Origin of the sequence: Sphingomonas dokdonensis (assembly GCF_002197685.1) — a bacterium.
GTDB lineage: Bacteria > Pseudomonadota > Alphaproteobacteria > Sphingomonadales > Sphingomonadaceae > Sphingomonas > Sphingomonas dokdonensis.
Genome location: NZ_NBBI01000007.1, coordinates 13,027 through 34,789 on the forward strand (window position 1 = coordinate 13,027; position 21,763 = coordinate 34,789).

23 protein-coding genes are annotated in these 21,763 nt (G+C 66.7%); 12 read left to right on the plus strand and 11 right to left on the minus strand.

The window, feature by feature from the left end; translation table 11 throughout:
- Positions 1-34 precede the first annotated feature (34 nt).
- From SPDO_RS14320 to SPDO_RS14330, 3 genes are all read left to right on the plus strand, one after another.
- Positions 35-241, plus strand: coding sequence for a hypothetical protein (locus SPDO_RS14320; RefSeq protein ID WP_088368201.1), 207 nt, complete (start codon positions 35-37; stop codon positions 239-241).
- A 1-nt stretch (position 242) separates the two neighbouring features.
- Complete coding sequence (locus SPDO_RS14325; protein ID WP_088368202.1) at positions 243-1,055, plus strand: hypothetical protein; 813 nt, start codon at positions 243-245, stop codon at positions 1,053-1,055.
- 203 nt (positions 1,056-1,258) lie between these two features.
- A complete protein-coding gene (locus SPDO_RS14330; protein ID WP_088368203.1) occupies positions 1,259-2,086 on the plus strand; it encodes a phytanoyl-CoA dioxygenase family protein in 828 nt (275 codons plus the stop codon).
- A gap of 35 nt (positions 2,087-2,121) precedes the next feature.
- On the opposite strand, the gene SPDO_RS14335 is transcribed toward SPDO_RS14330, so the two are convergent.
- Both SPDO_RS14335 and SPDO_RS16980 read right to left on the minus strand, forming a co-directional pair.
- Positions 2,122-2,454 (minus strand): antitoxin Xre/MbcA/ParS toxin-binding domain-containing protein, encoded by a 333-nt coding sequence (locus SPDO_RS14335; RefSeq protein WP_088368204.1) that lies wholly within the window; start codon positions 2,452-2,454, stop codon positions 2,122-2,124.
- Entirely contained in the window at positions 2,451-2,624 is a 174-nt protein-coding gene (locus SPDO_RS16980; protein WP_169716272.1) for a hypothetical protein, read from the minus strand. Before SPDO_RS16980 ends, SPDO_RS14335 begins: the two co-directional genes overlap by 4 nt.
- A gap of 134 nt (positions 2,625-2,758) precedes the next feature.
- Here SPDO_RS16980 and SPDO_RS14340 point away from each other — a divergent pair, with 134 nt between their 5' ends.
- The 3 genes from SPDO_RS14340 (at position 2,759) to nagA (ending at position 6,271) form a co-directional block, all read left to right on the plus strand.
- Complete coding sequence (locus SPDO_RS14340) at positions 2,759-3,013, plus strand: hypothetical protein (RefSeq protein WP_245829522.1); 255 nt, start codon at positions 2,759-2,761, stop codon at positions 3,011-3,013.
- 355 nt (positions 3,014-3,368) lie between these two features.
- A complete protein-coding gene (locus SPDO_RS17330) occupies positions 3,369-5,153 on the plus strand; it encodes a copper homeostasis protein CutC (protein ID WP_158212203.1) in 1,785 nt (594 codons plus the stop codon).
- Entirely contained in the window at positions 5,150-6,271 is a 1,122-nt protein-coding gene (gene nagA / locus SPDO_RS14355) for an N-acetylglucosamine-6-phosphate deacetylase (protein ID WP_088368208.1), read from the plus strand. The genes SPDO_RS17330 and nagA overlap by 4 nt, the downstream gene beginning before the upstream one ends.
- A 19-nt stretch (positions 6,272-6,290) precedes the next feature.
- Here nagA and SPDO_RS14360 read toward each other — a convergent pair whose 3' ends face one another.
- The 4 genes from SPDO_RS14360 to SPDO_RS14375 all read right to left on the minus strand — a co-directional run bounded on the left by SPDO_RS14360 (position 6,291) and on the right by SPDO_RS14375 (position 11,518).
- Positions 6,291-8,705: a PAS domain-containing hybrid sensor histidine kinase/response regulator gene (locus SPDO_RS14360; protein ID WP_245829524.1), complete on the minus strand. Its 2,415-nt coding sequence runs from the start codon at positions 8,703-8,705 to the stop codon at positions 6,291-6,293.
- A 217-nt stretch (positions 8,706-8,922) separates the two neighbouring features.
- Entirely contained in the window at positions 8,923-9,441 is a 519-nt protein-coding gene (locus tag SPDO_RS14365) for a hypothetical protein (RefSeq protein ID WP_088368210.1), read from the minus strand.
- A gap of 370 nt (positions 9,442-9,811) precedes the next feature.
- Entirely contained in the window at positions 9,812-10,237 is a 426-nt protein-coding gene (locus SPDO_RS14370; RefSeq protein ID WP_088368211.1) for a GNAT family acetyltransferase, read from the minus strand.
- Positions 10,238-10,285: 48 nt separating this feature from the next.
- Positions 10,286-11,518 (minus strand): GGDEF domain-containing protein, encoded by a 1,233-nt coding sequence (locus tag SPDO_RS14375; protein ID WP_088368212.1) that lies wholly within the window; start codon positions 11,516-11,518, stop codon positions 10,286-10,288.
- Positions 11,519-11,731: 213 nt separating this feature from the next.
- Here SPDO_RS14375 and SPDO_RS14380 point away from each other — a divergent pair, with 213 nt between their 5' ends.
- Positions 11,732-12,052 carry a DMT family transporter gene (locus SPDO_RS14380; RefSeq protein ID WP_088368213.1) on the plus strand — a complete coding sequence of 107 codons (321 nt, stop codon included), beginning with the start codon at positions 11,732-11,734 and terminating at the stop codon, positions 12,050-12,052.
- Between the two features lie 124 nt (positions 12,053-12,176).
- Here the strand turns inward: SPDO_RS14380 and SPDO_RS16850 are convergent, their stop codons facing one another.
- Positions 12,177-12,323 carry a hypothetical protein gene (locus tag SPDO_RS16850; RefSeq protein ID WP_158212204.1) on the minus strand — a complete coding sequence of 49 codons (147 nt, stop codon included), beginning with the start codon at positions 12,321-12,323 and terminating at the stop codon, positions 12,177-12,179.
- A gap of 224 nt (positions 12,324-12,547) precedes the next feature.
- A complete protein-coding gene (locus SPDO_RS14390; protein ID WP_143559661.1) occupies positions 12,548-13,354 on the minus strand; it encodes a hypothetical protein in 807 nt (268 codons plus the stop codon).
- Between the two features lie 39 nt (positions 13,355-13,393).
- Between SPDO_RS14390 and SPDO_RS14395 the strand changes: the two genes are divergently transcribed.
- A complete protein-coding gene (locus tag SPDO_RS14395) occupies positions 13,394-14,278 on the plus strand; it encodes a fatty acid desaturase family protein (protein ID WP_088368216.1) in 885 nt (294 codons plus the stop codon).
- An 81-nt stretch (positions 14,279-14,359) separates the two neighbouring features.
- Complete coding sequence (locus tag SPDO_RS14400; protein ID WP_088368217.1) at positions 14,360-15,283, plus strand: acyl-CoA thioester hydrolase/BAAT C-terminal domain-containing protein; 924 nt, start codon at positions 14,360-14,362, stop codon at positions 15,281-15,283.
- Positions 15,284-15,304: 21 nt separating this feature from the next.
- On the opposite strand, the gene SPDO_RS14405 is transcribed toward SPDO_RS14400, so the two are convergent.
- Entirely contained in the window at positions 15,305-15,805 is a 501-nt protein-coding gene (locus SPDO_RS14405) for an RES family NAD+ phosphorylase (RefSeq protein WP_088368218.1), read from the minus strand.
- A 34-nt stretch (positions 15,806-15,839) separates the two neighbouring features.
- Positions 15,840-16,190 (minus strand): hypothetical protein, encoded by a 351-nt coding sequence (locus SPDO_RS14410; RefSeq protein ID WP_088368219.1) that lies wholly within the window; start codon positions 16,188-16,190, stop codon positions 15,840-15,842.
- 604 nt (positions 16,191-16,794) lie between these two features.
- Between SPDO_RS14410 and SPDO_RS14415 the strand changes: the two genes are divergently transcribed.
- The 3 genes from SPDO_RS14415 (at position 16,795) to SPDO_RS14425 (ending at position 20,570) form a co-directional block, all read left to right on the plus strand.
- The gene (locus tag SPDO_RS14415) at positions 16,795-17,955 is read left to right on the plus strand and encodes a replication initiation protein (protein ID WP_088368279.1); all 1,161 of its coding nucleotides are present in this window, start codon (positions 16,795-16,797) and stop codon (positions 17,953-17,955) included.
- A gap of 325 nt (positions 17,956-18,280) precedes the next feature.
- Positions 18,281-19,483, plus strand: a complete 1,203-nt coding sequence (locus SPDO_RS14420; RefSeq protein ID WP_088368220.1) for an AAA family ATPase — start codon at positions 18,281-18,283, stop codon at positions 19,481-19,483.
- A 46-nt stretch (positions 19,484-19,529) separates the two neighbouring features.
- Positions 19,530-20,570 (plus strand): ParB/RepB/Spo0J family partition protein, encoded by a 1,041-nt coding sequence (locus tag SPDO_RS14425; RefSeq protein ID WP_088368280.1) that lies wholly within the window; start codon positions 19,530-19,532, stop codon positions 20,568-20,570.
- 31 nt (positions 20,571-20,601) lie between these two features.
- On the opposite strand, the gene dinB is transcribed toward SPDO_RS14425, so the two are convergent.
- Positions 20,602-21,705, minus strand: a complete 1,104-nt coding sequence (dinB, locus tag SPDO_RS14430; RefSeq protein WP_088368221.1) for a DNA polymerase IV — start codon at positions 21,703-21,705, stop codon at positions 20,602-20,604.
- Positions 21,706-21,763: the final 58 nt, after the last annotated feature.

The window sequence follows — 21,763 nt, forward strand, 5'->3', positions numbered from 1 at the left end:
GGACGCTTATGAAGGCAAAGAAAATGGGGGAGGCATGAAGAGGCTCGCGCTGCTGTTCGGTATCCTGCTCGCCATCGCAACCTTTGTCTGGTTCTTTTATCTGGTGCCACTGGGATGCGCCATGAACACGACCAGTTGCCGCGAGCGGTTCGAGCTCGTCAGTTCGGTTGGCCTGCGCCATTTCTGGGCGCCACTGACGGTGGCGATGATCGCCATTTTTTACGGCATGAGGCGCACCTGACATGGCATCAATACGCTGGCTTTCGCTGTTGTTGATCGCTCTGGCGGTTCCGATTGTTCCCGCGCCGGCCGGCAGCGTGTCCTCGCCCATGGCAACCGCCGTCTGTGCTCCGGTAGATGACGTGGACAGTTGCTGGAAGGAAGGCGTTGTTGCGGAACGTCGCGACGATCAAGCCGCAGCATTGGCGGCGTACGATCGCTCCTGCACGGCCGGGCTAACGATCTACGGCTGTTACGAGGCCGGCAAGATCGCCTTTTCCGATCCGCGATTGCGCGACTATCAAGTGGCCCGGGCGCGGATGGCGCGCGTGTGTGCGTCGCCGGACATCGGCATGGGTCCTTATGGGTGCACTTTCCTGGGGATCATGCAGCGTGACGGTCTGGGCGGTCCCAGACAATTGCGTGAGAGCACCTTCAGCTTCGTGCGCGCCTGCTTCACCCACAATGACGACCATTATATCGACGGCCGCGGCTGCGCGGCACTGGCGGACGATCTACCTACTGCCGACGTGATGGATACAAACCACATTGCCTGGCCGCGCCCATACATTCGCTATCTCGCTTATGCGATGGGCTGCACCGATCAGATGCCGCAGCTGTGCGGCAAGGCGACCGACCTCTATCGCCGGGGCGAGGCGGCGTCGGCGGATTGGATGGTCATGTGCGAAGAACATCTGGCTGGCGGTGCCCCTGCCGGCATTTGTCCGCGGTTGGCCGATCCGGCACTTTCAGCCGACCTCGATCACCGACATGTCCTGCGGCGCACCTTGGCCCGCATGTTCGGTGTTGCGACAGACCTGCCCGCGCGCCCTTGATGGTCGCCGTCGCCGGTTTCTGGCGACACGATTCAACCGTTGGCATGATCGGGTGTGGAGAAGACGACAGCGTTGATCTGCGCGGCAGCGATGCGGGTGTCAGTGCCGGAGAGGCGTTGCCGATCGAGCGTTGACACTGTCCGAGCTTCGGCGGAACCTGCCGCCTGATCGAGTCCACCAAGCGGCGCGGCAGGAGAGTGATTATGGCGACAGCCCTGCGCGACGAGGCAATGACGCCCGACAGCCCGACACGCGTGCCCGACACGGCATTGCAGCAACTGCACGATGAGGGGTGGTGCGTCATCCCCGACGTGATCGACGCCGCAACCACGCGTACTGCGCTCGACCGGCTCCTCGCTGCGGCCGCGCGCAGCGAAGAGCAGGGGATCGCCACCTTCATGCCGGTGCTGGACCCTAACGCCAGCAACGTGCGCGTCTTCTACCTGCTGGAGCATGACGCGATTTTCCGCGACCTGATCCGCCACCCCGACGCGCTGGCGCTGGTGCGCGCGCTATTGGGGCGCGATTTCCTGATATCGAACTTCACCGCCAACATAGCGCGGCCCGGCGCACGCTCCATGGCGCTCCATTCGGATCAGTCGATCGTGGTGCCGGCGCCGTGGCACGCAGCCTGGGCGGTCAACGTCATCTGGTGCCTGTCCGACGTGCGATTCGAGAATGGTGCCACCCTATTCATTCCCGGCAGCCACCGCTGGCGCACGCATGAGGAGGTGCCTGAAGACGCTGCAGCGCACCTCCGCCCGTTCGAGGCCAAGGCGGGGTCGGTCGTCGCCATGGACGGCCGGCTGTGGCATACCTCGGGCGCCAACATCACCGCCGACGAGGATCGCGCGCTTCTGTTCGGCTATTACAGCAAGGCGTTCCTGCGTCCGCAGGTAAACTGGAACGCCGCACTCTCCCCCGCGACACAGGCGGGTCTCGACGGTGCGCTGTTCGACCTTCTGGGCCTTGGCGTCAGCGCGAACACGGGCGAAGCGGCGCGGATCGACCAGCGCGCCTCGCGCGAATAGGGCAAAGCGGCGTTACCCACGCGCCAAAGAATACGCTAGGCGCGAGAGGGCGCGATCGGATCGGCCTGCGGCATGGCAGCGATGGTTTGCTCCACCGCCGCGGCGCCTTCGGCAGACGAAGTAGCGAGATCGAGCGGGCGACCGCCCAGTGCCTCGTGCGGCGTGTTCAGAAATACGCGCGCGGCCTCCGTGCCGAGCCGCGCAAAGGCGATGCGCACAATGCGTCCCTCTCGCTCGGCCTCATCACCCGACAGGCGTGAGGCGACACGCGCGGGGCGGAACATGCGGCGCGCCGGCCGCGACGACTTCGGCTCCTCGGTTGGCGAGGGCACGGCCGAGGCAACGTTCTGCGTAACGGGGTCGGTCATGCGCTGCACTGCGCGATCATCGGCGAGCGAGCATCGACCTGGACTTCGGCGATGCGGCGAGCATAACCTTTGGCAAGCGCGCGATGAGAATGACGCGCCTCGGCGCAGGTGGCATCATCAGCCCGCGCCAGCGACACCTGATGGCGATAGAAAAGCTCGTTCAAATCCAATGGATCGTCTCCTCACGTAAGCGGGAGCACGATGGTCTCTCAGTCAGCGGCGCCTACGGATCGGAACTGCCGCCGATGAACCTGATATGGGTGTAGCTGGCCTAAGTCGCAAGTCGCGCAAGAGGTAGGCCATTGTGGCTGATTTACGTCGCGGCGGCGTAAAACAGCCATTCGCCGGGACCTTAATTGTTATCACGCGTTTCAGGTTAATGACTGACAACCGGATCGTTGCGATTGGCCTGTTGACCCAGCGTGATCTGGAAGTGCTCGGCACAGGATTCTCGCGTGCCTTTCCGGTACAGGATATGTCTGATTTCGACGATCTTCTTTCCAAGCTCGATCGGATCGACGCGGTCCCGCCGCGACGCGAGCAGCGGCCCCACCGCTAAAACAAGATATCGGTGTTGCGCCGGCCCAGCGCCAAAACCATCATGACATGGATAAATGTTATCGCGCGTCCGTTGACGTGGCGCCTGGTTATACCAGATGCAACGACGCAGCGATTGACGATCTGGTGGCAGCGCTCGTAGCGGCGGTATTTCGCTCTTCCGCTGTGAAAGGGGCCGCGGCACATGCGCCATTTTCGACCGTGTTCCCGATGAAGCTGATGCCCGCCTGCCGCTATAGCCGCGACGGCGATCGTGCGCGGGGATGGTCGCGCCGGCGCGACGGCACCCCATGAAACCTTGGATGATCGACCGGGGCGCCTGGCGCCTGCGACGCACGGAACAAAGGACACGATCGATGCCGGACGTTCTGATGGAGGTGTGCGTCGACAGCCCGGAAGGGCTTGCCGCCGCGATCGGGGGCGGTGCCGATCGCATCAAGCTGGCCTCCTCCCTGTCGCTGGGCGGGCTCAGCCCCTCCGCCGGGCTGCTGGGGTTGGCGCGCGATTGCCCGGTACCGATGCGCGCGCTGATCCGACCGCGCGAAGGCGACATGATCTATGGCGAGCGCAAGCGCACCGCCATGTTCCGCGATATCGATGCGGCACGCGCGGCTGGCGTGGAGGGCGTCGCGATCGGTGCGCTGACACCCGAGAGCACGCTGGACATCGCCATGCTCGAGGCGCTGGTCGCGCATGCCGCGGGGCTCGCCGTGACGCTGCACCGTGCGGTCGACCTGCTGGCCGATCCGGTGACGGCAGTGCCCATCGCCGCCGAGCTGGGCATCGGCACGATCCTGACCTCTGGCGGCGCACGCACCGCGATCGAGGGGCTGGAGACGATCAAGACGATGCGCTGGCTGGCCGACGACCGGGTGACGATCTCGGCCGGCGGCGGGCTCCACCCCGGCAATGTCGCCGCGGTGGTCGCGGCGACCGGGGTGCGCGCGATACACGCCTTGTGCTCGCGCCCGGTTGCCAACGCCTCGCCCCGTGCGGTGGAGCTGGGGCTCGAATCCGAGCTGTCGCGCGTTACCGATGCGGGTGAAGTGGCGGCAATGCGCGCCGCGCTCGGCCGTCCGGCAGCGGTGGTGACTCCGGCGTCGACCCGCACGCCGGTGCGCGCGTCCAATAGCACGCTGATGCATGCCGAGGCGGCGGAAGCGCCCGCTGTCGTGGCGCGCCTCGTTGAACGCAACGCCGCGACACTCGATCGCATCGCCGCGCGGCTGCGAACCAACCCGCCGCCGTTCGTCGTCACCTGTGCACGCGGCTCCTCCGATCACGCCGCGACCTATGGCAAATATCTCTTCGAGACGATGACGGGCACGCCCGTCTCCTCTGCCGCGCTGTCGGTCGCGTCGATCTTCGGCGTGCCGCTGCGCGCGAAAGGCGCCTTGTGCCTTGCCATCTCACAATCGGGTCGCAGCCCCGACCTGCTCACCAGCGTCAGCGCCTACAAGGCGGCGGGCGCGTTCGTGGTGGCGCTGGTCAATGACGAAAGCTCGCCACTGGCCGAACTGGCGGACGAATTGCTGCCGCTGTGCGCTGGACCGGAGCGGTCGGTGGCGGCGACGAAGTCGTTTATCGCCGCGCTTGCGGCTCAGGCCGCCCTCGCGGCGGCGTGGTCGCGCAACGATCGCCTGTCGCAGCAGCTCGCCGTGCTGCCCGGCACCATGGCGCGCGCATTTGATCTCGACTGGAGCGCGGCGCGCACGCGCCTGCTGGGCGCAACCAACCTGTTCGTGCTGGGGCGCGGGCATAGCTTCGGCATTGCACAGGAGGCGGCGTTAAAATTTAAGGAAACCTGCGGCTTGCATGCCGAGGCGTTTTCCGCCGCCGAGGTGCGCCACGGGCCGATGGCGATTATCGGGCGCGGCTTTCCGGTGCTCGCCTTTGCCACGGCCGACATGTCGGGTGATGCGGTGCGCAGCGCGGTGGCGCAGTTCAGCCAGCGGGGCGCACTAACCATGCTGGCGGACGCGGCGGGCGGCGGTAACCTGCCCGCGATCACCACCGCCGCGCCGCTGGAGCCGATCCTGATGATCCAGAGCTTCTACCGCATGGCGAACGAGCTGGCGCTGGCGCGCGGGATCGACCCGGATGCGCCGCCGCATCTGAAGAAGGTGACGGAGACGCGATGAGCGCGCTCGTTTTCGAGAACGGTACGGTGATGACCGGCTATGGCCGCACCGCCGATCAACTGCATGTGGTGGACGGGCGGATCGTGGTCGAGGCGCCGGCGGGTGCGCGATACATCGACCTGGGCGGCGGGTGGTTGTTGCCCGGCTTCATCGATACGCAGGTGAACGGCGGCGGGGGCGTGCTATTCAACGATGAGCCGAGCGTCGCGGCGATCGCCACGATCGGGGCGGCGCATGCGCGCTTCGGCACAACCGCTTTTTTGCCGACGCTGATCTCCGACACGCTGGACCGGGTGGACCAGGCGATGCGTGCCGTTGAGCAGGCGATCGCGGACGGTGTGCCGGGCGTGGTGGGGATCCATATCGAGGGGCCGTTTCTCAATCCGGCGAAGAAGGGGACACATGACGCGAGCCGGTTCCTGACGCTGGACGATGCCGCGATCGCGCTGTTGAGCGGGCTGAAAGCGGGGCGGACCATGGTCACCTTGGCCCCGGAGATGACGACGCCGGCCGCTATCCGGAAACTTTCGGCCGCGAACGTGATCGTGTCGGCCGGGCATAGCGATGCCGATTATGCGACCATGCGCACGGGCTTCGACGCGGGCGTGACGGGCGTGACGCACCTGTTCAACGCCATGTCGCCGCTGCACCATCGCGCGCCCGGCGTGGTCGGCGCGGCGATCGAGAACCAGGAGATCTACGCCGGACTGATCGTCGACGGCCAGCATGTCGCGCCCGCCGCGCTGCGCATTGCGCTGGCGGCGCGGCCGCGGGATCGCTTCATGCTCGTCACCGATGCGATGGCGTCGGTGGGAACCGATGCGACGAGCTTCACTTTGCAGGGCAAGACGATCCGCATCGTCGATGGCGTGTGCATGGAGGAAGACGGCACCCTGGCCGGCTCTGCACTCGACATGGCCAGCGCGGTGCGCAACGCGGTGGGGCTGCTGGGGGTGAGTATCGCCGAGGCTGCGGCCATGGCGGCGGGCGCGCCGGCGGCGTTCCTGTCACTCACCGATCGCGGCGCGTTGCATCCGGGGATGCGGGCGGACCTTGTGTGGTTGGACGCAGATTTAAAACCACGCGGCACCTGGATCGGCGGAATAGCCGCAGCGTAACCCGCGGCTCGGTGCGCCCCTAGCGGGCGAGCTGCGACAGGCGGGTGGCGAGTTCCTGCTTGCGAAACGGTTTGGTAAGTCGCGGCAGTTCGGGGCCGACGTCGTCATGCTCGGCATAGCCCGACACCAGCAGCACGAGCATCTCCGGGTGGCGGCGCCATACCCGCCGCGCCAGCTCGGCGCCGGTGAGGCCGGGCATCAGGTGATCGGTTATGAGCAAGTCGAACGGCTCGCCGCGCTCGATCCGCGCCAGTGCCGCCTCGCCCGAGCCTTCCTCCGTCACCCGGTAGCCCAAGTCGAGCAGCATGTCGGCGGTGGTGGCGCGCACCGCCGCCTCGTCGTCGACCAACAGCACCTGCCCGCCGGGGAACGGCACGCGCGCCGCAAGGTGCACCGCGGACGCGCGCTCGGGCGCCGCGGCGCTGCGCGGCAGCCATAATTCCACGTCGGTGCCCAGTCCCAGCCGGCTGCGGATGGTAAGCGCGCCACCCAGTTGCGAGGCGAGGCCGTGCACCATCGACAGGCCAAGTCCGGTGCCCTTCCCCACCCCCTTGGTGGAAAAGAACGGCTCGATCGCGCGGGCCAGCGTCGCTTCGTCCATGCCCATGCCGTTATCGGCGACCGACAAGCGGACATAAGATCCGGGCGGCAATTGTGCGCGGTGGCCGGCGCCGACCGCCTCCGCCGAGGCGGCAATGCGCAACGTGCCGCCGCCGGGCATCGCGTCGCGCGCGTTTACCGCGAGGTTCAGCAGCGCCATTTCGAGCTGGTTGGGATCGCATTCGGCGGCCGGCAGGTCGTCGGCGGTTACCACCTCCACCTTGATCGCGGGGCCGGTGGTGCTCGCCACCAAGTCGCCCATCCCCGCCACAAGCTCGCCGATATCTACCGCGACCGCCTGCAACGGCTGGCGACGGGCAAAGGCGAGGAGACGCTGCACCAGCGTCTTGGCGCGCTCGGCCGACTGGATCGCACCGGCGATCAGCCGCTGTTCGCGCACCGTTCCCAGCCCGCGCCGCTGCAACAGATCGAGCGAGCCGACGATAGGAGCGAGCAGATTGTTGAAATCGTGTGCGACACCGCCGGTCAGCTGGCCCATGGCCTCCATCTTCTGCGCCTGGCGAAGCGCGTCCTGCGCCGCCGCCAGCTCGGCCTGGCGTTCCTTTTCGGCGGTGATGTCGCGGGTGACGCAATACAGCTTGCCCCCTTCGGGCACCGCGACCCACGACAGCCAGCGCCAGCCCCCGTCCCGCGTGCGATAACGGTTCTCGAAGTGCAGCACGGCATGGCCGCGCCGCAGATCCTGCACCGCCGCCTGGGTATCGCGGCGATCGTCCGGGTGGACGAAATCCATGAAGCGCCGGCCGACGACTTCTTCCAAGGGCCAGCCCAGCGCCTTTTGCCACGCCGGGTTCACCGCATCGAACACGCCCGTCTCCGTATCGGCGACCGACAGGAGATCCATGCTGTGCTGCCACACCAGCCCGCGCTCGCGCGAGCGGGCGATCACCTGATGCTCCAGATCGGCGTTGAGCGCGGTCAGCGCCTCTTCCGCGCGCTTGCGATCGGTGATGTCGACCGAGGCGCCGAACCAGCGCAGCAGCCGCCCGGTGCGCGGATCGCGATACGGCTCGGCGCGGACCAGGAACCAGCGATAGTCGCCGGTGGCGGAGCGGATGCGATGCTCCGTTTCGAAACTGGTGCCGGTGCGATACGCCTCGGCAAAGGTCGCCATGGTCGCGGCGGCATCATCGGGGTGCACGTAGTTTTGCGACAGGGCAGCCGGATCCGCCGGCATGCTATCGGCGCCGGTGTAATCGAACCAATGCTTGTTGAAGAACTCGGCCCTGCCCTGCGCGTCGGTGATCCAGGTGATCTGCGGCACGGCATCGGCCATCAGGCGAAAGCGCGTCTCGCTGTCGCGCAGCTGCCGCTCGCTCTGCTTGCGCGCGGTGGTATCCTTGACGATGCACAGAACACCCGCCGGACATCCTTCGTCGTCGGGTACCGGCGAATAATCGAGATTGACCCAGGCGGGCGTCGGCGCGCCGTCGCGATCCAGCGTCAGCTGCCGGTCGTGGTAGCTCAGCGCCCCGCCGGCGAGCACCACCGACAGCACATGTGTGTTGAACTCGGCCACCTGCGGCCACGCCTCGCGCACCGGCACGCCGATATGATCGACCAGCCCGGCGCGCTGCCCGCCGCTGGCGAAGCCGGCCTGGGCATCGTTGTACAGCATGATCCCCGCCTCGCCCCACAACAGCGCCATGGCGACGGGGGAGCGCAGCATGGTGAGCACGGCGGTGCGCAGGCTGACCGGCCAGGCGTCCAGCGCGCCGAGCGGGGTCGCGGACCAATCCAGCGCCGCGATCCGGGCCCCGCAGGCGCCGGTCGCGCGCAAGGTTTCCTGGAACGACACAATCGTGGCCTTCAAGACTTGCCTCTTTTCGCGATTAGCAGCCGACGGGAAACGCGGCACGCCGCCGAAAGGTGGCAACGCAATGTTACGAATGGAGGTAGTCGGGGGGGACGCGGTGACGCAAGCCTTGTGCGGTGCGCCGAGCCGCATGGGCAGGCGTGTCGTAGCCGTGGCGGACGGGACTTGGGGGGATCGGGCCGGGCGCATCATGCCCTGCCCGCACCCCGGACTATCACACCAACGTGGCGCGGGACCGGATCGCGTTCAGCACCGGGGGGTCGACGCGATACACCGCCAGGCGGCGCCCGCCGCGATTGCAATGATCGGTGATCCGCCCGGCATAATGCCGCCGCACCAGCCCGGCGCGCACCAGATCGGAAACCGCGCGGCTGACATTGGCTTTGCCGATCGCCAGCGCTTCCTCGGCCAGCGCCGCCTCCACCCGATCGGGATCGCTGCTGCCGATGCGCGCCGCGACCCGCGCGCGCAGGTCCGCGCGGCGGCGATCGCGCGCGGCGAGCGGCACGAGCTGGCGGGCGAGCCAATCGCGTAGCGAGACACGCTCCACCCCTGCCCCGCTGTCGCGCGCGGGCGCCGGCACCTGCACCCACGGCCCCGCCTCGCCATCGGCGCGCGCCGCCTCGGCAATGAGGCCGAGCACCATGAAGGCATAGCGCGGGCGGCTGGAGGCGGCGGCAAGCGCGGCAAGGATCGAGCCGAGATCGGGGCGGGTGGCGGCGGCAGCGGTCATGCCGGCGAATCAAGCACATGCGGAACCAAAGGTGAATCCCTGTTCTGCCCACCGCGCCGCCGCGCACGGTGCCGGCGTCGCTTTTGTCACTCGTGACACTTTGCCGACGGGCGCGCAGGCAGAGTGTCACACGTGACGGTCACGGGCGCGCGGCAGCACCATGACGTAGACAAAGTCGCAGCCGCATCCCGGCGCTTTCGCGACGGGTCGCCGATCTTTTCACAACGGGCTTGCCGGCAGCACGGTGCAGCGCGCCCGATCTCGCTGCGCGCCAGGCAAAATGTTATGGCTTCCACTTTGGATAGCGGACGCCAGCGGCATGAGCGTCGCTTTCGCCGCCCGGCCCAGGTCTATTTTTCCGGCATGCCGATCAGGCCGGCGGCGTCAGCCACTTGGCCGTGACGACGCGCGGCTCCTCGGCATAGCCGAGGCGATCGTAGAAGCGCGCCACGGCGATGTTGGTGGGGCGGATCATTAGCTGCACCTTGCGCACGCCGCGGGCGGCAAGCCAGCGCTCGGCGGCTTCGACTATCGATTGCCCGACCCCGTGGCCCCGCCGGTCGGGCGCGGCGGCGAGGTAATAGAGCCAGCCGCGGTGCCCGTCGTGCCCCACCATCACCGCGCCGACGATTACCTCGCCCTGCTCTCCCAATAGGATCGCGGACGTGTCGCCGGTCTGCGCGAAGCGGAAATCCGCTACCGGATCATTGTGGCTGACGATCAGCCCGCAGGATCGCCACAGCGCGACGACCGGCGCTTCGTCCTCGATGGTGGCGGGGCGGATCGTTAAGGTGATGCTCGTGCTCCCGGGTAGGCAAGGCGCCCCAACGGGTTTGTACCTCGCCTAGCCGGCGATGACGAGCGTCGGCGCCGTGTGGGTCGGTACGGCAGCCGGGATCGCCGTCGGCGCCGCGGTCTCGATACGGTTACGGCCGCGTGCCTTGGCGAGATACAGCGCGCAATCGGCGGCGGACAGCAGCTCGCCGAGGTTGGTGCCGCCAACCCCCTGCCCCGCGTCCTGCTCCGCCACCCCGATGCTGACCGTCGCCGCAATGCCCGGCGTGCGCGGGTCCTGCGGCACGGCGGCGGCAAAACGCGCGGCCAGCACGCGGCCGAGATCGCGCGCGACGCCGTGGCCGAAGCCGGGCAACAGCGCGACGAACTCCTCGCCCCCGATCCGCGCCACCGCCGCATCCGGGCCAAGCGTCGCGCGGGCGGTGTCGGCGAATATCTGCAGCACCGCATCGCCCGCGGCATGGCCGTGCTGATCGTTGATCGCCTTGAAATGATCGAGATCGAACGCGAGCAGCGACGCGGGCGCCGCGCTGCCCTGCCCGTCACGGGCCCGCAACAGCCGCTCGCCCTGGTCGAAGAACCAGCGTCGGTTGCCGAGCCCGGTGAGGAAATCGGTGCTGGAGCTTTCCAGCAGCTGGCGGTGCGCCTCCTCGCGGATCATCGACAGCAGCGCCATCGGCAGACCGACCGAATACAGCACGCCCTCGTACATGGTGAGCATGCCCGCAAAGGCCAGCGCCGGTGCACCATAACGCGCGACCAGCAGCGGCAGCACCACGACGCGCGCGGCATAGAACAGGCTATGGACGGCGAGGATTGCCACCACCAGCCGCCGGGCACGCAAGGGGCGCAGCGCACGGGCACGGATCATCTCCCAGGTGGTGAGCGCACTTGCCACAACGATCGGGATACCGCCGAGATAGCTCCACAAGGTCGCCTCCAGCCGCGCGCCGCCGACCAGCCAGGCGAACGCAAGCCCCGCCCATAGTGCGATCGACACACGGACGTGCCGGCGCCGGCTGAACAGCGCGACAGCGTTCAGGAGCAGCAGATAGCCGCTGACGATCACCAGATTGCCCATGGCGGCGCCGATCACGCCCGGCAGCAGCCCGCGAAGTCCGCCGATCGCGCAGCCCGTGGCGAGCAGCAGGTAGCTCGCCGTCAGCAGCCGCAATTCGGCCCGCCGCTGGCTACGCGCGCGCAGCTCCCAATAGGTCAGCGCCGCGCTGAGCACGAGCGTGCCCACCGCCAGCAGATACAATGTAAACAGATCGAAACGCATCGCGCCGTGTTTGTCCCCCCATGTTCTTCTACCTAGCCATTCGGAAACATTCGTTTAACCGTTGCAACCGGATCGGCCCTACCCCGCGGCGATCGGCCGCGATCGGCCGGCGCTGGCATCCTGCGGCCGGGCTGCTATGGCGCCCGCCGCAGCCGCCTCTTTCGGGTTTCCGGCCGCTGCTTTCCTTCAGAGCCCGCGCAAAGGAGTTGGTGGATGGCGTGGGTCATTCTCGGCTGTGCCGTTGTTACCGAAATCATCTGGGCGCTGAGCCTCAAGTGGGCTGCCGTGCAGGCGAGCTGGCAGGCATCGATCGTGCCGATCACCTTGAGCTTCGTGAACATGGGGCTGCTGGCGCTGGCGATGCGCGGATTGGCGGCGGGTACCGCTTATGCGGTGTGGACCGGGCTGGGCGCGGTGGGCGTCACCATCTTCGGCGTCGTCCTGTTTGGCGAGCGGCTGAGCCCGGTGCAGATCGGCTTTCTGGCGCTGATCATCGTCGGGGTGGTCGGCACGAAGCTTTTCGCGCCACAATAAAGAGCGACGGCAGCCGGCGCTCGGGCGGCGCCGGCTGGGGCTTAGAGGCTAGGCAGCAAATACCTAGACGGACATGACGCTGCCGGGCCAATATCGTGTGAGCGATGGCCACGGCATTGCCGAATTAACGGTTGCTGGCGTCCTGCATCGTCGTTGCGACGCCGCGCGCCGTGTCAGCTTGCTGGCGCCATTCGCGCCCCGTCATGCAGATCTTGTCCTTCTGCGCGATCGATCCGGTGCGCGGGATCTTGCGGCAGATTACCTTGTCCAAGTCGTTCGCCTTTGCCGCAACCGCCGGTTGAGCGGTTTGCGGCGCCGCAGATACTTGGAGCAGCGCGATGAGCAGGCTTGTTGTCAGCACGGAGATGGTCCGATCTTTTATCCGTTGATGCCAAGCTTCATTCCAGAATGCGTGGCTGTTGGCAATTGACGCGTCGGTTCGGATGCCGCGGGAGAGTTGTCACGTTCGAGAGTGAGCCCCTCCCCTTCCCTACATCATCCGATCCGACCCCAATGCTCCAGCGCCATCGCATTGTAGCGCTGCATCGCCGCGACCATCTCCTGTCGCCGCGCCACGTCCACCAGCTCGGCGGGCAGCAGTGGATCGGAATTGATGGCACGCAGCACCGATTGGCCGAGTAGATAGGTTTCGCGCGCGGCATCGGTGGTGGCCATGCGCGCCACGCGATCGCTGCTGGCGGCCATCTCGCTCAGCCAATAATCATAGCCCGTCTCCAGCGCACGCGCCGGCCATAAGGCGCGCCACGCGGCGTCCTGCGCCGGCTCGGCCATGCACCCGGCGAGGAGCGGCGCCTCCCCTTCCAGCCCCAGCCCGGCCAGCGCGCGGCGCAGCGTGGCGATGTCCTGCGCGAGATTGTCCGCCCGCACCCAGGTGCCCGCCCCGGCCGCGGCGAAGCCCGACAGGCGCAGCGCGCGCTCGCGCCGTTGCAGCCCCGCGCGATCGGTGCGGCCGAGCGGATGCGTGAGCACCACCAGCCATCCGCCCGCCCATGGGCGCACCGTTTCCTCCACGCGCATCCAGCCGCGCGCCTTGGCATGAAGCGCGGACGCCGCCGGGCCGAGCGCATACACGCCGCGCTCGGGCTGCACCGCCATTCCCTCGCGCACCAGCCGCCCCAGCGCGACTCGCACCGCGCTGTCCTCGATGCCGAAGATCGCCGCGCGCTCGATAAGGCCACTCGCGGTGAACGGCGCGGGCGCGCTGGCGGACAGCAGCCACAAGGCCAGCGAGCGCGGCGACACGGGCGTGCGCCAATCATGTAACGTACTTTGACTCATCATGTGGTTCGGCGTTATATACTGCAGGAGAGGAGAACGGGCGTGAAGGTGTCAGATTATCTCTCGTCAAGCGAGCTTCAGGCGCTCACCAAACGATCGGATGCGCGTGCCTGGTTCACCTTTGCGGTAAATTGGGGGCTGATCGCGGGCGCCTTCGCGCTGGCGATCGCCTGGCCCAACCCGCTGACCATCGTGCTTGCCGTGCTGATCCTCGCCGCGCGGCAGCTGGGTTTGGGCATTCTGGTGCACGATTGCGCGCACCATGCGCTGTTTCGCGATCGCCGCACCAACGAGGCGGTGGGGCAATGGCTGGCCGGGACGCCGATCAACCTCTCGCTTGCGGGGTATCGCACCTATCACCTGGCGCATCACCGCTATGCCGGCACGCCGCAGGATCCCGACCTCGGGTTCGTCGCCAGCTATCCGATCCCGCGCGCGTCCTTGCGCCGCAAGTTCGTGCGCGACATCACCGGGCGTACGGGGCTGAGGGACCTGACGCGCAGCCTGTCGCGGTTCGGGCTGGCCAAGGACTGGCCCTGGCTGGCGTTTCACCTCGGGCTGTTTGCCGTGCTGGCGCTGGTAGGCGGCTGGTGGGCCTATGGCCTGTGGTGGGTGGCGCAATTGTTCGTCTATCCGGTGATCGTGCGGTTGCGGCAGATCGGCGAGCACGGCGTGGTGCCCGATCGCGGCTCGCCCGACCCGCGGCTGAACACCTCCACGACGCTCGCACGCTGGTGGGAGCGGCTGTTTATCGCGCCCAACCATGTGCATTACCATGTCGAGCATCACCTGGCGGCGGGCGTTCCGCCCTATCGCCTGCCCGAGATGCACCGCCTGCTGAACGCGCGTGGCTTCTACGACGGGCATGACGCGATCTCGCGCGGCTATGCCGACGTGATCCGTCGGGCGACTCGCCAGCCGGCGTGAGCGGACCCCCTTCCCGCGCGCTTGAACATCCAGACCTGTGTGTTAGTCCTATAGCACACAGGTCTGGAGGGCGGGTTGCTGATGGGAACGAACGGCGCGCGATTGCTTGGCATCCTGCTCGCGGTGCCGCTCTGTCTTGCGAATGCAGGTGCAGCGCCGGATCAGGCGCGCGCACCAGCCGCGCCGAGCGTCACTTACTACCCGGCCAATCACGCCGATCCGCTGCCCGGCGTTCTGGTGCTGGGTGGCGCAGAGGGCGGCGACGCATGGGCGACGGTGGTGGCGAAGCGGCTTTCCGCGCATGGCTATGCAGCGATAGCCAAAGCCTATTTCAAGAGTCCCGGACTCGATGCAGAATTGCAGCAGATCCCGCTGGAGCGGCTACAGGCTGGGATCGACGAACTGGCCAGCGACCCGCGTGTCGACCATGAGCGGCTGGCCGTACTGGGCTTTTCCAAAGGCGCGGAGGCGGCGTTGCTGCTTGCCAGTGCGGACCCGCGGATCAAGGCGGTGGTCGCCGGATCGCCGAGCGACGTGGTGTGGCAGGGGATCAGCCGTACGTCGGCAGCGGTGCGCTCGTCCTGGACGCAAGCCGGACGTCCCCTGCCCTTCGTGCCGTTTGCGCCGTGTCCCGACTGCCGCTCGCTTGGCGCGCTATACGAAAACAGCCGCGCGGACGATGAGGCGGTGGCGGCCGCGGCTATCCCGATCGAGCGGGCGCATGGCCCGATCCTGCTGATTGCGAGCGGCAGCGATGCCGTTTGGCCGTCCCGTACGATGGCGGATGCGCTGCAGGCGCGGCTGGCCCGTCGCGGCTTCGGCTATCCCGTGACCATGCTGCGCTACCCGGATGGCGGCCATTTCACGCTTGGACCATTGGCACCGGAGCAAGCGGCGGAGGATGCCGCGTTTGGCGGGGGAACGACGGCGGGGATAGTGGCGGCGCGGCAAGACTCCTGGCCGAAGGTAGTCGCCTTTCTCGATCGCGCGCTCGGCGTACGCTGAGGTGGTGAAGCGCGCGGGCGGTCAGCCCTGCCCCAGCAGCGCCTCCGGATCGAGCAGCGTCAGGGCGGCGCCCTCCCCTGCCCCATCCGCCGCGCGCGCGGCGTGCCAGCGCCATAGCACCAGGTTGCGTCCGCCGCGGTGCTGCACCGACGGTACCAATGCGCCTTGCGCCCCTTGTGCGATCAGCGCGGTGGCAAGCGTCCAGCTGGGCGGCGTCTCGCGGCGGATCATGTGAAGGTCGCGCCAGAGGCAATGCGTGATCGCCGGATCGACGCGCGTCAGGTCGGCAATCGCGTCGGCGGCCACGTCGAACGCCACCAGCGTACCGGGGCGGACGAGGTCCTGGTACATTTCCTGGATCGCCGTGTTGTAATCGGCGGACAGGTAGAGCGCGCGCGTGCCGGGCGGGTTCCAGCGCCCGCCGGCAAGGTGCGAGCCGCTGTCGAGCGGCCGGTGCTGCCAGCGGATCCCCAGCATACGCCAGAAACGGCCCGTGAGCGGCTGTAGCGGCGTGTCGGACATGCGGAGAAGCCTTGTGGCGGCGCGCAGCGACCGTTCAGGCGTAGCTGCCCTGGTCCATGCTCTCCAGCGTGCCCATCACTGCTTCGGCTTGGCCTTCCTCGACCAGTTCTTCGGCGGTCTTGCCGAATCCCGCGATCGGCTGATGCTTGAACCAGATGATCGCCCTGCCCTCGTCGCCGGCGAGCTCGGCAGCACGCGCGATGATGCGTGCGATCTCGCCGAGCTTCGCCTGTACCGCGGGGCTTTCCGGCCGGGCGGCCATGGTGTTGCGGTTGAGATGCGCCAGCTTGGCAAGGCGCGACATGGGGAGACGCAGCCGCTCGGCCATGCGGCGCGGCGCGATCATGTCGGCGTCGCGGATGTCGTCGAGGAAAGCGGCAAGCATGAGTGCACTCCTTGCCTCATATATGCACCACGTGCTGTCCGGGTTCAATCAGGCGGGGTATGAAAGGCGACCGACGTCCGAACATCATTCGCTGCTGCGACCTTCTTCCAGAATCATCATAAAAAACACCGCTGCTTGCAGCGGCAGGATTCCTGATTCTTATGATTCTTGATTCAGAGGTGCTAAGTCACTGATGCCGGCGCGAAACTTTGCCATTATCCTGTCTGCCTGGGGGAGGTAACCTGTCCCGACGGGGGCGAAAGCCTGACCAGTCGGGGGCGCTATCCTGCCTCCATGGGGTCGTCCTGTCCCCTTGGGGGCACCCCTGCCGGTGCCGGCACGTAAGGGCACAGCGGGCGCCCTATCCTGTCCGACTGGGGGCGGCAAACCGACCGTATTGATCGTGGAGTGAGGTTGCGTCGAAAGCCATATAGCCTGCACCCACAACCTGTCTCCACGAGAACATGACAACGATCAACCTGTCCTGCCTTGACGTTCAATGGCAGGACAGGCAAAATTTCGCCCGACGTGGTAGGTAGATCGCATGGCAGAACCAGCTGAGTTCGAACAGCAGGACGGCGCCGACGAGCCGCAGGTGCGCTCGATGCGCGTCGCTGCCGCCCTCACCCGAAAGGGTGGCGACGAATTCGTCAAACCGGGAAAGCTGGTCGAGGTACGGTTCGTCAAGGGACAGTCGCTGAGCCTGACGGCGTCGCGCCTTCTTGCCCTCATGATCCTGACCGCCGGGGGTGATGCGTGGCGAGACACCACGCACCGGATGCGCAAGGCAGACATCCGGCGCGGCCACAAGGGCAACGAGCGGATCGTCGATATGCTCGAGGAACTGCATCGTACGCTGTTTGCCGAAGACGACACCTCGTGGCGCGGCAAGCGCGCGACCAAGCGCTTCAATCTGATCCAGGCGTCGTGGGAGGAGGTCGAGGACGGGGATCGCGAAACCGGCTGGATCGAGTGGCAATTCACGCCGGATGCGCGGCGCCTGATCCAGGAGTCGCAAACCTATGCGGTGATGAACCGGCAGGCCGTACTCGGCTTCCGTTCGGCCTACGCACTGAAGCTTTATGAAGAAGGGGCGCTGCGGCTGCATCGCCGTCAACCGGTGTGGAAGGTCGACGTGGTGGGCCTCCGCGCAGCGCTGGGCATCGACCTGGATAAATACAAGGATTTTGCACAGCTGCGCCGGAAGGTGCTGACGGTCGCAAAGGCCGAGATCGATCAGCTCTCCCACTTCACTGTCGAATGGACCGAAACGCGGCGCGGCCGCGCTGTCACCGACATCGAGTTCCGCTTCGTACCCAAGGGCGCGCCGGCGCAGATCGCGGCGGTTGACGAACTGGAGCGACACTCGACAGGCCGGCAGGCGCGGCGCGAGGGGCTGGTAGAAACGTTGGTGAACACGGATCCGATGATTTCGCCAGTCGAGGCAAGCGAGCCGGTCGCTGGCACCGAGGTGGCGAGCGTCTTGAAGAAGGTCACGGCCGCACTCGCTGCTTCCGACCGGGGGCGTGACACGGCCAACGAGGCATGGGCGCGCTTTCCCGATGGGCCGCTGCACTTCGGCGTGACCGAACAGGCCGCCCGTGCGATCGGGGTGCAGCATGGGGGCGGTTGGGACGTCGATGTGATCGCCGACGCGTATCGCAAGCACATGGGCGACCGCTTGGCGGTTCTCTCAGGCAAGAAACTGGAGCGTTCCTGGAAGGGTTGGTGCGAGACGTTCGCCAACCGACGTGGGCGACCTTGAGGCGGAATTGCAGCCCTGCAATTTCGGTTCGACCCCCTCCCCTCTCCCTTTACTCGATCAGCCCCGACAAACGCCTTCAGGTGCGATTGCTCGTCGTGGCGCTGTAACCCCCACGTGGTCAGGTCAACAAGTTCGGGGCGGCCAATCACCGGAATTGCAGGGCTGCAATTCTCATCGGTAAGCCTCTAAGAGGCCCCCACGAGGACAGGTACGCAGGCAAATTGCAATCTCCAATCGGTAGCGGGCCGATTTGCGCATTATGGGCCTGGATTGACCAAAAAACGAAAATAGAGGATGCTGTCCTCCAGTTTCGAAAGGTGTAGCTATGGCGTCTGCAATCGACGACGTACGGATTGGCGAAACGCTCGACGTTGCAACGCTCGCTTCCCGATCATCGTCTGTGCTGGAGAAGCTGCGCAACTCGGCGCGTAGCGCGCGCGCCGACGAGCGTCGCGAGCCCATTTTCCAGATCGGCAAGGCGGCCGAACTGGTCGGGCGGACGACCGCAGCGATCCGTGAAGCGGAGAGCGACGGCCGGCTTGTACCGCCCGCGCGTGGCGAGAACAATCGGCGCGTCGGCTATACGCTTGCCCAGTTAAACGACATGCGCGGCACGTTCGGCACCCGGCCGTGGCGTGATCCGAACGACCCCTGCTCGATCATTGCCGTGCAGAACTTCAAGGGCGGTGTGGGCAAATCGACCGTGTCGGTCCATCTCGCACAATATCTTGCGATCCGCGGTTATCGCGTGCTGCTGATCGATTGCGACAGCCAGGCCTCGGCGACGACGCTGTTCGGCTACGTTCCGGATCTCGATCTGGACGAAGACGAGACGCTTTATCCTTTTCTGCGCGAGGGCGAGCGCCTGTCGCTCGACTATGCGATCAAGAAGACGCATTTCGATGGGTTGGACCTCATCCCGGCCAACCTTCGGCTGTTTCAGTCCGAGTATGAACTGGCGGCGCGCATGGCGCGCGGGCAGGGGGATCTGCTTGACCGCATGGCGCAGGGCATCGCCTCGGTTGAAGACCTGTACGACGTCGTGATCCTCGATCCGCCGCCCGCGTTGGGGGCAATTTCGCTGTCGGTGCTGCGCGCCGCCAATGCGCTCGTCGTGCCCGTGCCCCCCACCGTTATGGATTTCTCCTCGACCGCGGCGTTCCTCGCCATGCTGGACGAGACGATTCAGGAATTGTCGGCACACGGGCTCGCCCCGCAACTGGCGTTCCTCCGCTTCGTCGCGTCGAAGGTGGATGATGCCAAATCGATGCAAAAAGGTCTGCTGGAACTGATGCGGCAGGTGTACGGCAGCGCGATGATCCGCACGCCGCTGAAGGATTCGGCCGAGATCGACAATGCGACGGCACGGCTGATGACCGTCTACGAGCTGGAAGGGCCGATGACGAGCCGATCGGTACGCGATCGCTGCCTGACGTATCTCGACGGCGTCAATGCCGAGGTCGAGCTAGAGATCCGCAAGACGTGGCCGAGCCATCTTGGCCGTTTGCGCAAGGAGGGGCATGCATGAGCGACCGGAATTGCAGCCCTGCAATTTGCCGCGGGAGGAACTGGCGATGAGCTCCAAGAACAAGAGTTTCATGGCCGATCTGGTATCCTCGGTCGAACCGGCTGCCGATCAGCCGGACCGGCCGACCCGGCTGGGCGTGGGCGTTCTGGGCGGCCGCAACAACCGGCTCGCCGATCTCGCGTCGGGCGCCGTCGTCAACAACCCCCAGGAGTTGGTCGATCCTGCGCGATGCCGCATCTGGGATCGTCATAACCGCGACTATGCCGCACTCAACGAGGAACGCTGCGGCGACCTGATCGAGAGCATCCTTGCGCAGGGCAAGCAGGAGGTGCCGGCGATCGTCCGGCGCATCCAGAGCGACGACCATGACTTCGAGATCATCTGCGGCGCACGGCGGCACTGGGCAGTGTCGTGGCTGCGCGCGCACAATCATCCGGAGATCCGCTATCTCGTTGAGATCCGTAATTTAACTGACGAGCAGGCGTTTCGCATCGCCGACTTGGAAAATCGCGCACGCGAGGATCTGAGCGATCTGGAGCGCGCACGCGATTATCTGAAAGCGCTGGGCCTCTATTACGATAACAGCCAGAAGCAGATGGCAAAACGGCTCAACCAATCGGAGGCCTGGCTCAGCCGATACCTCGACCTCGCGCGACTGCCCGACGATCTGGTGCAGGCATTTCCCGATCCGTTCGATTTGAAGATCTCCCACATCACCAGCCTGAAGCCGATCCTCAAGCCCGAGGACATGCGTGCCAAGGTGCTGGCCGAGGCGCGGAGGATCCATGCGGCGCGCACGGCGGGGGAGGGCGCTGTGCCGCTCAACGCGCCGGAGATGATCCGCGCCCTGGTCGCCGCGGCTGGCGCTGCGGGGGAAAATCGAAAGAAGGCGAAGCCGGCTCACGCCCCCAAGAGGTCAGGTTCCGGCGAGACGGTGGTCCATAGCGCAGCGGGCGCGCCCCTGTTGCGGGTGGACGCCAAGGACCGACGCGGCGTTACCGTCACGCTTTTTCACAAGGGGGGCGGCTCTCGCGCCGAGGCCGAAGCCGCGCTGCGCGACCTTCTCGCCAATCACTGGGCCGATTGATTGTCGCGGCGTCTGGTTTTGCGCTTGTGCCTTAGCCGGTCGCGAACAGCGGTAGGGCAGGGGCCTCCTCCTGCGCTGCGGGGGGCTCGAAGTTGGAGACGGTGACGCCGACCAGCCGAATGCCGCTTTCGGGCGGGTAGATCGAGCGCACGAGGTCGAGGCTCGCCTGACGCAGCAGCGCCTGATCGACGATCGCCCCCGTGTGGCTGCGGCTGCGGGTGATCTGGCGAAAATCCTGGAACTTGATCTTCACCGTCACGGTGCGGCCGAACGCCTGCGCGCGTTCGCACCATTGCCACACATCGTCCGCCATGCGCAGCACGCCGGCCTCGATCTCGGCCGGCTCGGTAAGATCTTTCTTGAACGTCGTCTCTGAGCCGGACGACTTGCGCGTGCGATGCGGGTTCACCGGTCGGTGATCCTGCGCGCGGGCGATGGCATGGTACCAATCGGCTGCGCTGCCGAAGTGCTGTTCCAGGAACGCGCGCGATTTCGCGCGCAGGTCCGCGCCCGTTTCGATACCTAGACGCTTCATCTTTGCCGCGGTCACCGGACCGACCCCGTGGAAGCGCGAGACGGGCAATGTCTCGACCCAAGCGGCCCCCATGTCGGGGGTGACGGCGAACTGGCCGTTGGGCTTGCGGTGATCGGAGGCGAGCTTGGCGAGGAACTTGTTGTAGCTGACTCCGGCAGAGGCGGTGAGGCCCGTTTCGGCCAGGATGCGCGCGCGGATCGCCTTGGCCGTTGCCCAGGCGGTGGGCAGCCCGGCGCGGTTCGCCGTGACGTCCAGATATGCCTCGTCGAGCGACAGCGGCTGGATCAGATCGGTGAACTCGGCGAAGATCGCGTGGATCTGCTGCGACACCGCCTTGTACACTTCGAACCGCGGACGCACGAACATGAGGTCAGGGCAGCGGCGCAGGGCGGTGACCGAGGGCAGGGCGGAGCGGACCCCGAACGCCCGCGCCTCATAGCTCGCCGCCGCGACCACGCCGCGCGCGTTCGGCGACCCGACCGCGACCGGCTTTCCCTGCAGATCGGGATCGTCGCGCTGCTCCACCGACGCGAAAAAGGCATCCATGTCGACATGGATGATCTTGCGAATCGATCCCGCGTCCTGGCCGCCAGCGTCCATGGGCACGGGGTATAGCAGTGGAAGAACACAAACGGAACAGCGGATTGATGCGGTGGGG

Bases quoted from the DNA above. Each gene is read 5' to 3' on its own strand.
- SPDO_RS17330 (WP_158212203.1), top strand. From the start codon at position 3,369: ATGCCGGACGTTCTGATGGAGGTGTGCGTCGACAGCCCGGAAGGGCTT.
- SPDO_RS14400 (WP_088368217.1), top strand. From the start codon at position 14,360: ATGGGAACGAACGGCGCGCGATTGCTTGGCATCCTGCTCGCGGTGCCG.
- SPDO_RS14405 (WP_088368218.1), bottom strand. From the start codon at position 15,805: ATGTCCGACACGCCGCTACAGCCGCTCACGGGCCGTTTCTGGCGTATG.
- SPDO_RS14320 (WP_088368201.1), top strand. From the start codon at position 35: ATGAAGAGGCTCGCGCTGCTGTTCGGTATCCTGCTCGCCATCGCAACC.
- SPDO_RS14380 (WP_088368213.1), top strand. From the start codon at position 11,732: ATGGCGTGGGTCATTCTCGGCTGTGCCGTTGTTACCGAAATCATCTGG.
- SPDO_RS14375 (WP_088368212.1), bottom strand. From the start codon at position 11,518: ATGCGTTTCGATCTGTTTACATTGTATCTGCTGGCGGTGGGCACGCTC.
- SPDO_RS14420 (WP_088368220.1), top strand. From the start codon at position 18,281: ATGGCGTCTGCAATCGACGACGTACGGATTGGCGAAACGCTCGACGTT.
- SPDO_RS14415 (WP_088368279.1), top strand. From the start codon at position 16,795: ATGCGCGTCGCTGCCGCCCTCACCCGAAAGGGTGGCGACGAATTCGTC.
- SPDO_RS14390 (WP_143559661.1), bottom strand. From the start codon at position 13,354: ATGATGAGTCAAAGTACGTTACATGATTGGCGCACGCCCGTGTCGCCG.
- SPDO_RS14330 (WP_088368203.1), top strand. From the start codon at position 1,259: ATGGCGACAGCCCTGCGCGACGAGGCAATGACGCCCGACAGCCCGACA.
- SPDO_RS14410 (WP_088368219.1), bottom strand. From the start codon at position 16,190: ATGCTTGCCGCTTTCCTCGACGACATCCGCGACGCCGACATGATCGCG.
- SPDO_RS14325 (WP_088368202.1), top strand. From the start codon at position 243: ATGGCATCAATACGCTGGCTTTCGCTGTTGTTGATCGCTCTGGCGGTT.
- SPDO_RS14425 (WP_088368280.1), top strand. From the start codon at position 19,530: ATGAGCTCCAAGAACAAGAGTTTCATGGCCGATCTGGTATCCTCGGTC.
- dinB (WP_088368221.1), bottom strand. From the start codon at position 21,705: ATGGACGCTGGCGGCCAGGACGCGGGATCGATTCGCAAGATCATCCAT.
- nagA (WP_088368208.1), top strand. From the start codon at position 5,150: ATGAGCGCGCTCGTTTTCGAGAACGGTACGGTGATGACCGGCTATGGC.
- SPDO_RS14365 (WP_088368210.1), bottom strand. From the start codon at position 9,441: ATGACCGCTGCCGCCGCCACCCGCCCCGATCTCGGCTCGATCCTTGCC.
- SPDO_RS14335 (WP_088368204.1), bottom strand. From the start codon at position 2,454: ATGACCGACCCCGTTACGCAGAACGTTGCCTCGGCCGTGCCCTCGCCA.